This window comes from Cereibacter changlensis JA139 (assembly GCF_003034985.1).
Taxonomy (GTDB): Bacteria; Pseudomonadota; Alphaproteobacteria; order Rhodobacterales; family Rhodobacteraceae; genus Cereibacter; species Cereibacter changlensis.
Map to the genome: position 1 here is coordinate 1 of NZ_PZKG01000058.1, position 13,411 is coordinate 13,411.

Here is a 13,411-nt window from a genome sequence, read left to right on the forward strand (position 1 = left end):
GCCGACCGGCGGGCGTGGTGGTGTCGATGTCCTCGGCCAGCGACCGGAACCCCGCACCCTGCGCCTGAATCGTGTCCACGATATCGAGAAGGTCACGCAAGGACCGAGCAAGGCGGTCATACTTGGTGACGGTGATTACGTCACCTTGGCGCAGCTGATCGAGCAAGCGGTCCAGCTCAGGCCTGCTGCGGACCGTGCCAGTGATCTTTTCCGCGAAGATCCTCTCGGCACCCGCCGCCTTCAGGACGTCGAGCTGGCCGTCCAGATTCTGGTCGTCTGTGCTGACGCGGGCATAACCGATGATCATGCCTACTCATGCCAAAAACCTCCCAAAACCGCAAAGGTTTTGTCATGGGTTTATGTCCCCTCTAAGTGCCTGACCGTCGGTGGGGCAGGTCAGGGGGCCAGAAACGACCCTTATTGGCCAACAAAGATGGTGACATGGCCCTGACACCACACCTTGAGTGGCTGCCTAGTAAGCGTCGCTGACAGAGTGCAACATTGTGCGTGACGTTCGCCGAAACTGAGTAATTTAACATTTTCTGGAAACAGCATTACGCAGGGTTAGCAGAGCCCCGTTGTTTCTGCCTAAGGATACTCGGCAGCCCGCAAGCGGATAGGCAATTCGAACCCCTCACAATATTTGATTCCCGTTCCGTTTAGCGCCGTTGAGCGGCCCCTTAAAATTTAGATTTATGCCGCAGCTCTAGCGCGTTTGTTTGCCCCAACTGCGTTCATGCGCCAGCGGATTACGTCTTCGGTCACCATCCACTCATTTGACAGGGAGAGCAACGAATGTTGGGAGGCATTGATAAGCCGATAAGCGCGAAGCGCGGCGGCTTCCGAAACTAACAAGGTGGGTCCAAGAGTCTCCGCTTCGAGCTCATCCTCTGGAGAGAATTCGCGCTTCCCACCAGGCACAAATGGGTTAACGGGGGTGTGGCGCAAAAGAATATGCGCAATTTCGTGCGCAATATCCGAATTTTGACGTTTAGGATCGTTCGCATCGTTCAAGAAAATGAAAGCTTTAAGGCCTTCAAAGCAGGCCGCTGCAGAGAAGCCGCAGCCTGCCTTTCGAGACAGTAAGAGTTCACGTTCGTTAAAAGGCGGAAGCTGCGTGAGTCGAATGATCTTAACTTCCAGATGCTCTGCGAGTTCGCGAGGACAGAGAGGCGCATCCGCGACAACTTTCATTTCCTTTCGCAATGAGCTGGCCCACCAGTGAGCCTCGGTAACAAATCCTCGACGCAGCTTCTGCTTTGGCACACTAAATCTCCTTACGAAACTGCTCGTATGCCGCTTTAATCATTACCTCGATAGCTGCGGCTCCCTCCGGCGCTATTTTCTTGTCAGCTCGGAGCAGGGCCATAATTTGGCCGAGGGGTTCCGGTTTTGCAACTGTCTCTTGATAATCTATGAAGTCATTAGCACTCAAACCCGACCAACGGCAAAGTGCAGCCATTGTGTCCACATCCGGGCGCTTCCCTTGCGCGATCCGTGTGAGCGTTGACGCGCTCACCTCTGCTTGTTCCGCGACAGCCTTCCACGTCAGTCGCTTCGCCTGACGGTGCCCATCCAAGGCATGGTAGAACGCTTCGTTGAGGAACTGCTCTTTCATAGCGATTTCACTCTTGCAATCTCCCTTCGTTGTCGCAATATGTGTGAGATTGCGATCTTGCAATCACTAACCCATATCGCAACCGGAAGGAAAGCGAAAATGTCAAGCGGCAAAAACCAGTACGTCGTCACGCGTGGCGGCAAGTGGGCGGTACGCGGTGAGGGTAACGAGCGCCCGACCCGCGTGTTCGACACGCAGCGTGAAGCGATCAACTTTGGTCGTGGCATCGCGCAGAACCAAGAATCGGAGCTGCGTATCCAAGGGCGGGACAGCCGCTTCCGGGAAGCCTACAGCTACGGCAACGATCCCTTCCCCCCGAAGGGCTGAACCATGATCCGGTTCAAGTACAAGGGGCGGAGCTTCTCGTCGCCGCAATCGTTGGCAAGTGCGCTACAGCGCGACCTTCAGAGCGCCTATGAGCAGAGGGTTCGGCAGGCTGCGGGGGCAAGCGGACTAAGTGTCCGCAAGACCACTGGAGGACTTGAGGTCAGCGGCAACGCTGCAAACATGGGACGGTTCTACAACCGTCTTGGTCGGTGACCACCCGAGAGTATTCTCCCATCGCACCAACTTAGGGTGTGACGTGCATAAGCGTCACACCGTTTTGTTTTCTATTTTTCTCGAAGTGCAGATCCAGAAAGGGGAAATAGCAATGAACTACAAAGCCGGCTCTCAGGCCATTCTCGCCATTATTAATGAACTAGATTGCGATATCTATGAGATGGAGCGTCATGGCGAACCACGCCGTACTGTATCGAAAGAGCTGTACGAAAGAGTTAAATTGACGCTCCTACAGGTATCAAGCCATCTAGAAGATCTAGCCGATGGCGAAGAGCGTCATATTTCTCAGAGCTCATAGACAACGTTACGTCCATGTATCGAGCCTGCAGAATCGGCACAGGTTATGCCGCTAGCGCGAACGCCTAGGCCCGCCGAACCCCTCGCATTACCTTGGCCAGCGGCACCACGATCACATCCGCAGAAGGCCCTCAGGGAAAGTCCGGTCGTCCTCCTGCTCCACGAGAGCCGCCAGACCAAATACCCCCGAGGCGAGGTTAGCAACGCTGATCCTCTAAGCCTATCGAAAGCATCCCCTCACATTCGCACATAGGTTTCCGCAAGAAAATATTATCATTTTGATTTTATTTCCTATAGTGTTATATGTGTGTCGATACACCACTTCCATCCCGGAGACTGGCCATGGCTCAGTATTATGTAAACAACAACGTTCAATCCAATGGAGACCACGAAGTTCACAAAGTTGGCTGCTCGTTCATGCCAACTGCTAATAGAACCTATCTGGGAGACTTCCATAACTGCCGCAGTGCCGTCATAGAAGCAAAAAAACACCATTATCAGGTAAATGGTTGTTTTTATTGCGCTCGTGATTGCCATACTCAGTAGTCTCAGAGAGACGATAAAAAACGTTGCTGTCGCCGCGGCAAGGTGCTCGCATTTTTTCTTGGCACTGGGGGTTTCTTTTTCGCGGGCTTGGGAGCGATTTCCCGCATGGCCTTGGGCGTCATGCGCTGGATGCGCTTGCGGTGCCGCGCGAGGGTCTTGGCGCTGTTGAAGGGCCAGAACACCTCGGGATCGAGGTCCGCCTTCAAGGCGCCCCTGTTGTGCAGGACCACGGTCTTGCACAAGGCCTCCGCCTGGGCGCAGACGGTCCCGCATTCGGCCAGGACTGCGCCCAGGTAGGCCTGATCGACGTAGCGGGGGAAATACACCTTGCTGGCCGCGAAGCGTTTGCGGTCGTCATCGACGGTGATGCCAAGGTTGGCGGCAGCCCGCAGCACCTCGAGCGCGCCGCTGCACATGCCGAGAATGATTGGCCATGGCTGGGCTAGGGAGCCCAGCATCATGCCGGCATCGAACGGCACTATGCCGGCGGGCGGCAGGTAGGCCTTGGGCTTCTCTCGGTAGGCCGCAATCTCCCGGCGCAGCAGCAGGTAGTCACGGAGCTGCTGGTCCTCGTCCTCCCCCGCCGATCCCGCCCGCTGGAGGGCCTGCAGCGCCGTCTCTGACGCCGAGGCAGGCTCAGGACGCGCGGTAGCCTCCTGAGCACCCGTAGCGTCGCCACAGGCGACCGGGGAAGGCTTCTGCGTCCCCTTGCGCTCACCACGCTGGATCGCCGCATCAAGCCGCGCCTGGCACCACTGCGCCCAGGAGGTCTGAAGCGCTGCGTATTCGACCCGGTCCCCGATGCCGAGCTGCAGCTCCTTCAGGGCCTTCGCCGTCGAGATCACCTGCTTCTCGCGGCTGAGGCGCAGCGGCGCCACGAAGAGATCCACCACCCCGCCGCCGTCCAGATCGAGATCGAGGCGCGCGGCGAAGACAGCGCCCTCCCCAGCCCAGCTCTCAGCCCACGCCCTGGCCTCTTCGAAAAGCACGGCGTTCCGGGGGTTGTCAGGATCGTGCAGCGCGCCCTCCGCCGTGATCCAGCTCTGGGAAACGCTGCACGTCAGGTGCAGGCAGATCGGCGCACCCTTGCGTTCGACGGCCTTGGTGCTGCGCTTGTGAGCCTTGAAGGCCGCGTAGGGGTCACGGGGGTCTGCGGCCCTGCCCCATGCGAGACCGGCTTGTGGGATTGCGTCGGCGCGGATCTTCGCCCGGGCAGTTTCCGGGGTGCGCAGCGCGTGAAGGGCGAGCCCGCGGAGCTGGGCCGGCGTCGTGATCTTGTGAGCGATGACAGAGGCGACGGGGGCGGTGGTCTGAGGCGGCATGGGAGCACTTTGCAAAAGATTAGACGATTGCGAAACCTGAGCTTTGAACAATCAAATATATTAGGCAATTGGTCAAAACGTCTCTCTCAGCATCCTCTAAGCCTCTTCGGCCGGATCAGGACAAAAATATGCACTTGATATTGTTACATTTTCCTCGTGCCATTTTATGGCACGACCGTGCCATTCTGTGCCATGGTGATCTCAAGCTACTGAAAACGCAAGGTTTTCGACCGGGGGGCAGACTTTCTCCATATCCTCTGATTTATTCATACCTATCAGTGCATTAGCGCATTTTGCAGTTTGCTGCGTCAGGTGTGTCCCTTCCACCGGGAGAGAGGCTTGCCGAACGACCTCCAGACGGCTCGGCTTCGCTCGCTCGCAGACCTCCGTCGCGGCCACCGGCCCGACGGGGAAGATTGGTCACCCCATCTTTCGGGATGCGTGGCGACCATGGCCCAATTTGCCCCGTAGTGGCCCACAAAGGACCTGAGGGGGAGGTGGCGACGAATCCCCATAAGGCCTCCCTTGGGCCATTCTGGGCTCGTGAAGGCTATCGCGCCCCCACCCTCTCACTTCACTGCCGAGGCGGTGGTAAAGCTTCGCCAGATGCGTCGTTATCCGGTATCCGATGCTAGTGCAGTTCGCCTTCGAGATCGCGATCGATACTCGGACCGGATCTGGGAAGCGATCCGTCACGAGTTGGGGCTGGGTATCAATCGGCACCAAAAACTTGCCCCCTCTCGGCATCCAATTTTGCCTTCCTCGGGTGGGTGTGATCAGGGCCTGAGACACCGGAACTGATCAAGGAGTGCAGGCGGCTCAGGCCCTGATTGGGTGCGTCAGGTGCGGTGCTTGAAGGGCTAGGACTCGTTGCCGGTCTCGATGCTGCCCCGCTTCATGGCTGACAATGATACGACCTGTCTGATTATCGGGGGTCAGATGCTGGTTCCTGCGACAGCGCTCTGGCTTGTGTGCTGATGCGGTTATAGCGTTCTATGGAGTGGAAAATGGAGTTATCCACAGGCCTTGGTGTTAAGTATGTGTTAGAATCTGTGTTAAGCAGAAAAAATGACCCGCAAGTACTTGATAAGAAATACATATCTCGACACTTCTGTGTGTGAAAGTACGAAAGAACGTGGGTAGAAGTACGAAAGAACGTGGGTAAAAGTACGAAAGGCCTCGCTGTGTGTGAAAGTACGAATCACCGTGACTTCTCTCTAATCCAGCCCTAATGTGTGTGAAAGTACGAAAGGATTTCGCTTTGTCTGATGAGAGCGCAATCAACCGCTCCCCCCTCCTGCCAGACAGGTATCCGCAAGGCGATTTCTTCGTCTGCGATATTTTTGATGCTGTTCCCAAGGCTGATATGGCCTCGATGGAGCATCCGATATTTTCGCTCTCGACCAAGCCGGATACACGTGTCCGCGAGTATGAGCACAATGGCATCAAGATCGCGATCAAACCCTCGGTGGACGGACTGGCGACGGTCCATGACAGGGATATTCTGATCTACTGCATCAGTCAGCTGATGACGGCCATCAACGAAGGTAAGGAAGTGTCGCAAGCAGTTCGTTTCCGTGCGTTTGACATGCTTGTGGCAACCAACCGGAATACGGCTGGCTCCGGGTATGCTCAGCTCAAAGCGGCTTTGGAGCGGCTGGCTGGCACACGGATCAGCACCAACATCGTGACAGGCGGTCAGGAAGTTTTCCGGACATTCGGACTGATCGAAAGCGCCGAGATTGTCCGGGAAACGCGTGACGGGCGGATGCAGGAGGTCGAGGTCAAGCTTTCAGATTGGGTGTTCAATGCGATCCGGTCCAAGGAAGTGCTGACCCTTCATCGTGACTATTTCCGTCTTCGCAAACCTCTCGAACGCCGCATCTACGAGATTGCCCGCAAGCATTGTGGCGCACAAAAGGAATGGCGGATCGGCCTGTCACTTCTTCAAAAGAAATGTGGATCAAACTCGACGCTACGCGAGTTCCGGCGCTTGGTTATGAACATCATCCGCGAAGACCAGTCGCACGACCACATGCCCGACTATTCCATAGAAATGAACGAGCAAGAGGACACGGTTCTTTTCACGAACCGGCAGAATGTCAAAGTGGTCCTGCCGCAAGCTGTAGCACCGCAACTTGATCCTGATGTGTACGAAACCGCGCGCATGCTCGCCCCCGGTCATGATGTTCACTACCTTGAACGGGAATGGCGGGAGTGGCTGCCCGAAGCACCGCGCAATCCTGAAGCAGCTTTCCTTGGATTCTGCCGGAAGTGGATGCAGAGCAGAAAGAATACCGGATAATTTTACATACCGGATTTGTCTTTATATAGCCTCCAAGCCTCCTCGATGAGGACCCCTTGCTGAACGCCCCTGCGCCTCGCCTCGCTGGCAATTTCTTCTGAAATTCCGGGCATAACCTTGGCATGCACCTGTCCGGTGCGGGGGCTTGGCTTGCGTCCCCGCTTCTTTTGGGGTTCACGCGCTACAAAGCCAAGCTCTTCGCCTGCCCTGTCGGTCTTCTCAACAGCCTGCGCGCTTCTGTCTTTTTCACGTGTCTTCAGACGGCCAAGGTCGATGTTGAAAGGCTTGTCGGTCATTCTCCCGCCTCCCCGGCCAGTCGTTGATAGACAGCCTGCGCAAACTGCGCTGCGTTCTCGATAGCGCCTTTCATGTTGCCTTGTGCGGGCATGGTATGCAGGTCACCTCCGAACTCGAAAAGTGCTGAGAAGGCCGCGCGCTCCATCAGCGGGGGATTGATAAGATCCACACCCTGTTCCGCCAGCGACCCGGCAATGCCGCTATGCTGCTTGGACCTGATGGCCTTTGTCATGGTGAAGACGACGGCATGCGGGATCCTCCGGTCCAGCGCCTCTTCCTCTTCAGAGATAAGTTGCAGGGCGCGGACACCGATTGTTGCGTCCAGAGTGGTGGCGCGCATGGGCGTAATGACAAGATCAGCCTGCGAGATCGCACGGGAAACAAGGCGGGAAGCCACGCCTTCCAGGTCAACAATCACGATCTGGCCGTCTGTGTCATGCCGTTTGATGGTTTTCACGATGTCGGATTCGCTGACGCTCGACAGAACACTGATCCGGTCGGGCAGCGGCCCACGGTCTGCCCACAGGGTCAGAGACTGGTTCGGGTCACAGTCCAGCATGACGACGTTTGCGCCCGCGTGAGCAAGCTCAGTTCCCAGGAGTACCGCCGTGGTGGACTTCCCGGCCCCCCCTTTGGGTGACGCTATGACGACGGTAGGCATGGCCGATCCTTCAGTTTATCTGGTATTTAAATTAACCGGATAAACTAGAAAATCCGATTAATCAATAAGTGTCTGGTCAGTCAAGTTGCGGCAGGGAGAGATGGGCGGCCTGCGCCGGCATGGTTCACAGCTTGGATTCCGCACCAGTCGATGCTATGATTACAGGTGATTACAATGGAGCACATCATGCCGCAGCGCGTCGCATCCGAACCAATCACCATCCGCACGGCCAAGGTGGCCGAGATCGACGCCCTAGCGGGTGCGATGGACCGATCGCGCAACTACATCGTCAATCAGGCGATTGAGCAGTATCTTGAAGCCAACACTTGGCAGATAGAACGGATCAGAGACGGCATCGCCGCCGCCCGCAAGGGCAAGGTCCAACCTGCGGGTGAGGTCTTTGCCGAGATAGCAGCAAAGCACGGCTGGTCACGTTGAAGCAGCTCGTCATTGCTGAACCTGCGGCCCGCGATCTTGAAGGGATCGTGGATTACATCGCTCTGGATAACCCCGTTGCTGCTGAAAGGGTGTATTGGGGAATCGTGAGTGCGGCGGAGAAGCTGCCTGAGTTTCCGGCTTTGGGTCGCCCCGGACGCCATCCCGAGACGCGGGAACTCAGCATCGCAGACTTGCCCTACCTGATCGTCTATGAAGTTAGCTCTGAAGCGGTCACGATACTGGCAGTATTCAACACCTCTCGTGATCTCGCGAAGGCGCTGCGTGATAGGATGCAAGCTAGGTGACGGCATCTATGCGGCCGGGGCACCGGTTTGTCTGAGTTTGCTGAAATTCTGCTTTCGTATAGGCTATTGGTAAAACTCTTATTTAGGGATTTTAACAGCAAAATGGGCGAACCAGTAGTATTGGAGCTACCAGATGAAATGACGAAAGAACTTCGTCAGAGCATTCAAATAGGGCAGATTGTAGAAATCTCGGAGGACGGTAACCACCGCTACTTTCTCACTGACGCGGTAGTGGATCGTGTTCGTGGCTTGAAAGTCGAGATCTACGCGAATGAGCACCCACCACCCCATTTTCATGTTATCCAGAACGACGGGAAAGCCAGCTTTGCGTTAGATGATGGCCGCATGCTGGAAGCATCAGGCAACACTCGACATTTCAAGAAAAACATTGAGGCCTACTATATCAACAACCGGACGAAACTCATCGAGTTTTGGAACAGCACCCGCCCTGATGGATGCACGGTAGGGCCTGTAGCACTCTAAGGTCGCCTGTGCGTAAGGAGACCAAATGCAGAGACGTATGAGTTTCGGCCATGCGATTTCGCAAAAGCAGTCAGTTAAGCAGGCCAAGCTTCTTGCTTGCCGGGTGCCGGGTGCCGGGTGCCGGGTGAAGATATGTCGCGTGACGCGCCCTGTCTCCTGTCATGCCTATTCTGTTGTTACAATGTTCTTGCATTAAGGGAATCTTGACGCCACAGTGTCAGAAATATTCCCAGATAACTGGGGACGAGGAGCGCGGGCAGGATGACCGAATTTGAGATGCTGATTCAGCAGACCGGCTGGAGTGTGCCAGAGGCCGCAAAAGTGCTGGGTTACTCCGAAGGGCACGTCTACCGCTGGAAGCGCGGCGAAGAAGTACCACGGGACGGGGTCATCAATCTGCTGCGTATGCAGATCGACACACACAAGAGTGCGCAGCCGGAAGGGGCCTTCACCTTCATCGACCTCTTCGCCGGTATTGGCGGGCTGCGCAAGGCGATGGACAGCGCGGGCGGGCGCTGCGTGTTCACATCGGAATGGGACGCCTTTGCCCAGAAGACCTATCACGCCAACTTCCCTGACAACCGGCCTATCGCGGGCGATATCCGTGAAGTCGATGCTGCCGACATTCCGGCGCATGATGTTCTGGTCGCAGGCTTCCCCTGTCAGCCGTTTTCCATCGCGGGCGTGTCCAAGAAGAACGCTCTGGGGCGGCTGCACGGGTTTCAGGATGAAACCCAGGGCACGCTGTTCTTCGATGTGTTGCGTATCCTGATGCACCACCGCCCGGCGGCGTTCCTGCTGGAGAACGTCAAGAACCTCAAAAGCCATGACAAGGGCCGCACGTTTGATGTGATCCGGCGCAAGCTGACCGAAGAACTGGGTTACACGCTGCACACCCGGATCATTGATGCCGCCAATTTCGTGCCGCAGCATCGCGAACGGATCGTGATGGTCGGCTTTCGTGAGAACACCGGGTTCTCCTATGATGATCTGGTCCTATCGGGCCGGGCAGGGCGCGGCATGCGCGATGTGCTGCACCCCGAGGACGGGACGGAAGCGCCGGAAAGTCATTTCACCGTGGGTCGCGATGCACGGGTCAGCGACAAGTACACGCTCAGCGACAAGCTCTGGCAGTACCTGCAAGGCTACGCGGCAAAGCATAAAGCGGCGGGGAACGGCTTTGGCTTCGGGCTGGTGGATGGCGACAGCATCTCTCGGACGCTGTCAGCGCGCTACTACAAGGACGGGTCAGAGATCCTTGTCAGCAGGGGGCCGGGCAACAACCCGCGCCGCCTGACGCCGCGCGAATGCGCGCGCCTGATGGGCTATGATGACAACTTCCGCATCCCGGTCTCGGACACGCAGGCCTATAAGCAGTTCGGCAACTCGGTTGCAGTGCCGGTCTTTGCCGAGGTCGCCCGCCTGATGCGGCCGCATATTCTGGCTCTGACCGAAAGGCCGGGTCTGCGCAAAGTTGGCTGATGTCCATGATCCCGCCACCCGGAGCCGCAACATGGCGGCGATCCGGGGAAGGGATACCAAGCCTGAGCTGATCATCCGCAAGGGGCTGCATGCGCGCGGCTTGCGGTTCCGGCTTCAGGGCCGGGATCTTCCGGGCAAGCCCGATCTGATCTTCCCGAAGTATCGCGCGCTGCTCTGGGTGCATGGCTGCTTCTGGCACGGCCATAACTGCCCGATGTTCCATTGGCCGAAAAGCCGCGAAGAGTTCTGGCTGGCGAAGATCGGACGCAACCGGGAACGCGATGCAGAAACCTGGACAGCGGCAAGAGCGGCAGGCTGGCGCTGTGGTATGGTCTGGGAATGCGCGCTGAAGGGCGGGGGGCGTCTGCCTCCAGGTCAGGTCATTGACTCGCTAGCCTGCTGGCTGTCCTCTGATGCAGAAGAATTCTGCATTGAAGGCCAATGGATTGATAACGCCGCTCACCCACCTGCTTGACCAAATGGCCGCCCATGGCGCGGCCTGGTTCTATGCCAAGCGCCTTGCCCCGAACGACAACTCAAAGAACCAGGTTTATCTGGGCGGCGGCTTCGGGGCGCTGAACATCATTCCGCATGGTGAGGTCGAGAGTGACGACAGCAGCCGCGCTGGCAGCGTCCGCGACAGGGCCAAGGCCATGGTGCGCTTCTTCTGGCTTGATGATGACGGCGTGACGCCCGCACCGGACGCGCAGCTGATCCTCTACCCGAAATACCCTGAAGTGCGGATGTCCGGCTTCCTGCGCGGGGCAGCGCGCGCGCCCAATGTCCTGATGAAATCGCGTGACGAAGGCCGGGTGCTGTTCTTCGGCATCTGCCCGGATGGCCGGGTGCTAGGTCATGTCGTGGCCGGTGACGATCCTGTTGCCCGCGCCTTTGATGCTGCCGCGCCCGGCCTCGATGCGACCGGCGTCTTCCTCGATCTGGAAAAGCTGCGGCAGTGCGGCACCGATCCGAAAGAGGCGCTGCTGGCCGCGCTCCGGCGCATACATGCCAAGGGTTGGATCGCATCGCAGAAGATGGGCAGGGAAGGGGTGCCGGAACCCTATAGTGCCCGCAACGGGGGCGGCTATACGTTAGAAGCCGAGCTCGGCATTTCCCCGAACGGCTATGCCGATCCCGACTTCATGGGCTGGGAAGTCAAGCAATACGGGGTGAGTGACTTCACCAGTTACCGCGCGAAAAGCCCCGTTACCCTGATGACACCGGAACCGACCGGCGGCCTTTATCGGGATGACGGCGTGGCCGTGTTCCTGCGCCGCTATGGCTATGCCGACAAGTCGGGCAAGGCTGATCGGTTCAACTTCGGCGGCATCTATGCCGTCAACCGGGATTTCCACCCGGAAACAGGCCTGATGCTGCGGCTTGTTGGCTTCGACGCTACCTCGGGCAAGATCACCGATCTCGACGGCGGGATTGTCCTGCTCGACAGGGACGACAACATTGCGGCGTCATGGGGCTTCCGGGGCATCATCGCCCACTGGAACCGAAAACATGCCAAGGCCGTCTATGTGCCGTCGCTTATGCAATTTCCGCCGCCGGAATACAGCTATGGGGCGGTCGTGCAGCTCTGCCAGGGGACTGACGTTCTTCTGCTGCTGGCGGCGGTTGCCGTCGGAAGCGTGTACTATGATCCCGGTATCAAGATCGAGGCAGCCGGGACAGCAAAGCCCGTGATCAAGCGCCGAAGCCAGTTCCGCGTTCGGCACGATGCGCTGAATGTATTATACAGAGGCTCGGAGGTCGTATCGGTGCAGATGACATGAATGATCAGCCCATGCCAAGGTGAGGTATCTTCCCGCTCCGACATGGAATTCAGTCCACAAGTGAATGTTCATGGACTGAAATAGATCGTTCTAAAGACTGGAAAAATGGCACTTATGTCGTTGATTATGCTTCAATAATTGTAATTTTTCGGCTATGGTCCGCGTGAGGTGTATCTAGATTAGACCAGTACGCTCCGTCAAATTTCGCAACATCGGAAGTTCTGACGAAGAGGAAGCCATGACGGAAATTACTGAAATCACGGGGATGTTGCTCTCCACCTCTCCGGTCATCCTTGCCCTGTTGCTGGGGTTGATGGCGGTCGGCATCTGCGGTTTTGCCCTGTACTTGGTGTACCGGGTACTCCACCGGGGGACTGAATGAAGGAGCTTCGCAGTTGGGTGAAGCTGCCGTCTGCCTGGATCGAGGCAGGGGGACTGCGCGAATTTCAGTGGGGCAAGACGGGCGGATCGCGACAGGCAGCGGCACTAATGGTGCTGCTGAGCGTTGCGCATCACGCGGATGAGGCAACCAGCACCGCGCGGATAACCTATGACGATCTGCACCAGGCACTCGGCCTGAGCAGAACTCTAATCTCTGACGGTCTGGACGTGCTTGAGGAAAGGAAGTTGCTGGTTCGAGAAGTAAAAGGTCGCAGCACTTTCGCGCTCACCGCATATGATCCGAAGCGGGGTTGGGCGATGCTGCCTGCAAGACCGCTCTATACAGGTGGCAGCATCAGAGCGTTCACCGACTTTCATCTCCGTCGGAAGGTCGAGCTGGACGCGCTGAAATCCTACTTCGCGTTTGCGGCACGCCGGGACAGCGAAAAGAATCGGGCGCACATGACATATGAGCAGCTGAGCGCCTATGCTGGGATTCCAGAAGGGCGGATCAAGTCAGCAATCAGCGTGCTGATTCACAACAACCTCGTCGTTGTGGAGCAAATCGAGCGCCCTGGGCGGCTCGGAGTATCGCATTCCTATCGACTGACGCACCTCCACCCGAACAGGCATCTTGGCAGCAGCGACAGAGCCGGAATGGAATACACCGACGCGGAATTATGAACCGCCGATAAGCGTAGCTATGCCCGCCGCACAGTTTTGGTGCTGACACGGAACAGGTTGGCGATCTCAGCCATCGACCTCAGCTCCACGTCACGCATGCGTCGCACTTCGACCTTCTGAACATCGGTCAGGGCAGAAGGCCTGCCACCGACACGCCCGCGCTTCCTCGCTGCCTCTAAGCCATCCTTGGTTCTCTCCGAAATCCGCTCCCGCTCGAACTGAGCGATTGACGCGAAGACATGGAACACAA

At 57.4% G+C, this 13,411-nt stretch carries 18 protein-coding genes; 11 read left to right on the forward strand and 7 right to left on the reverse strand.

Annotated elements, in window-relative coordinates; translation table 11 throughout:
* The 3 genes from C5F48_RS13195 to C5F48_RS13205 form a co-directional block, all read right to left on the reverse strand.
* Positions 1 to 307 (reverse strand): recombinase family protein (locus C5F48_RS13195; protein ID WP_146170595.1); only part of this gene is annotated, 307 nt, incomplete at its 3' end.
* Positions 308 to 693: 386 nt separating this feature from the next.
* A complete protein-coding gene (locus tag C5F48_RS13200; RefSeq protein ID WP_146170596.1) occupies positions 694 to 1,266 on the reverse strand; it encodes an ImmA/IrrE family metallo-endopeptidase in 573 nt (190 codons plus the stop codon).
* 1 nt (position 1,267) lies between these two features.
* Complete coding sequence (locus C5F48_RS13205; protein WP_107664375.1) at positions 1,268 to 1,618, reverse strand: helix-turn-helix domain-containing protein; 351 nt, start codon at positions 1,616 to 1,618, stop codon at positions 1,268 to 1,270.
* A gap of 99 nt (positions 1,619 to 1,717) precedes the next feature.
* Here C5F48_RS13205 and C5F48_RS13210 point away from each other — a divergent pair, with 99 nt between their 5' ends.
* Positions 1,718 to 1,945, forward strand: a complete 228-nt coding sequence (locus tag C5F48_RS13210) for a DUF2188 domain-containing protein (protein WP_107664376.1) — start codon at positions 1,718 to 1,720, stop codon at positions 1,943 to 1,945.
* A gap of 325 nt (positions 1,946 to 2,270) precedes the next feature.
* Positions 2,271 to 2,477 carry a hypothetical protein gene (locus C5F48_RS24820; protein ID WP_146170597.1) on the forward strand — a complete coding sequence of 69 codons (207 nt, stop codon included), beginning with the start codon at positions 2,271 to 2,273 and terminating at the stop codon, positions 2,475 to 2,477.
* Positions 2,478 to 3,024: 547 nt separating this feature from the next.
* Here the strand turns inward: C5F48_RS24820 and C5F48_RS13220 are convergent.
* Complete coding sequence (locus C5F48_RS13220) at positions 3,025 to 4,344, reverse strand: hypothetical protein (RefSeq protein ID WP_107664378.1); 1,320 nt, start codon at positions 4,342 to 4,344, stop codon at positions 3,025 to 3,027.
* A gap of 1,261 nt (positions 4,345 to 5,605) precedes the next feature.
* On the opposite strand from C5F48_RS13220, the gene C5F48_RS13225 reads away from it, so the two are divergent.
* A complete protein-coding gene (locus C5F48_RS13225; protein ID WP_245941537.1) occupies positions 5,606 to 6,649 on the forward strand; it encodes a replication initiator protein A in 1,044 nt (347 codons plus the stop codon).
* Positions 6,650 to 6,651: 2 nt separating this feature from the next.
* Here C5F48_RS13225 and C5F48_RS13230 read toward each other — a convergent pair whose 3' ends face one another.
* A complete protein-coding gene (locus C5F48_RS13230) occupies positions 6,652 to 6,945 on the reverse strand; it encodes a chromosome partitioning protein ParB (RefSeq protein WP_107664380.1) in 294 nt (97 codons plus the stop codon).
* Positions 6,942 to 7,607: a ParA family protein gene (locus C5F48_RS13235; RefSeq protein ID WP_107664381.1), complete on the reverse strand. Its 666-nt coding sequence runs from the start codon at positions 7,605 to 7,607 to the stop codon at positions 6,942 to 6,944. Before C5F48_RS13235 ends, C5F48_RS13230 begins: the two co-directional genes overlap by 4 nt.
* 174 nt (positions 7,608 to 7,781) lie before the next feature.
* Between C5F48_RS13235 and C5F48_RS13240 the strand changes: the two genes are divergently transcribed.
* From C5F48_RS13240 to C5F48_RS13270, 8 genes are all read left to right on the forward strand, one after another.
* Positions 7,782 to 8,045: a CopG family ribbon-helix-helix protein gene (locus tag C5F48_RS13240; protein ID WP_107664382.1), complete on the forward strand. Its 264-nt coding sequence runs from the start codon at positions 7,782 to 7,784 to the stop codon at positions 8,043 to 8,045.
* Positions 8,042 to 8,350, forward strand: coding sequence for a type II toxin-antitoxin system RelE/ParE family toxin (locus C5F48_RS13245; protein WP_107664383.1), 309 nt, complete (start codon positions 8,042 to 8,044; stop codon positions 8,348 to 8,350). The genes C5F48_RS13240 and C5F48_RS13245 overlap by 4 nt, the downstream gene beginning before the upstream one ends.
* A gap of 27 nt (positions 8,351 to 8,377) precedes the next feature.
* Positions 8,378 to 8,833 (forward strand): DUF4160 domain-containing protein, encoded by a 456-nt coding sequence (locus tag C5F48_RS13250; protein WP_146170598.1) that lies wholly within the window; start codon positions 8,378 to 8,380, stop codon positions 8,831 to 8,833.
* A gap of 261 nt (positions 8,834 to 9,094) precedes the next feature.
* Complete coding sequence (gene dcm, locus C5F48_RS13255; protein ID WP_107664385.1) at positions 9,095 to 10,315, forward strand: DNA (cytosine-5-)-methyltransferase; 1,221 nt, start codon at positions 9,095 to 9,097, stop codon at positions 10,313 to 10,315.
* Between the two features lie 31 nt (positions 10,316 to 10,346).
* Positions 10,347 to 10,790 carry a very short patch repair endonuclease gene (locus C5F48_RS13260; protein ID WP_245941538.1) on the forward strand — a complete coding sequence of 148 codons (444 nt, stop codon included), beginning with the start codon at positions 10,347 to 10,349 and terminating at the stop codon, positions 10,788 to 10,790.
* A complete protein-coding gene (locus C5F48_RS13265; protein WP_211314706.1) occupies positions 10,729 to 12,096 on the forward strand; it encodes an MvaI/BcnI family restriction endonuclease in 1,368 nt (455 codons plus the stop codon). Before C5F48_RS13260 ends, C5F48_RS13265 begins: the two co-directional genes overlap by 62 nt.
* A gap of 238 nt (positions 12,097 to 12,334) precedes the next feature.
* The gene (locus tag C5F48_RS25190) at positions 12,335 to 12,478 is read left to right on the forward strand and encodes a hypothetical protein (RefSeq protein WP_170139766.1); all 144 of its coding nucleotides are present in this window, start codon (positions 12,335 to 12,337) and stop codon (positions 12,476 to 12,478) included.
* Positions 12,475 to 13,161: a hypothetical protein gene (locus C5F48_RS13270; protein ID WP_107664388.1), complete on the forward strand. Its 687-nt coding sequence runs from the start codon at positions 12,475 to 12,477 to the stop codon at positions 13,159 to 13,161. The genes C5F48_RS25190 and C5F48_RS13270 overlap by 4 nt, the downstream gene beginning before the upstream one ends.
* Before the next feature lie 17 nt (positions 13,162 to 13,178).
* Here the strand turns inward: C5F48_RS13270 and C5F48_RS13275 are convergent.
* Positions 13,179 to 13,411: recombinase family protein (locus tag C5F48_RS13275; protein WP_146170599.1), on the reverse strand; the 233-nt coding region annotated here is incomplete at its 5' end.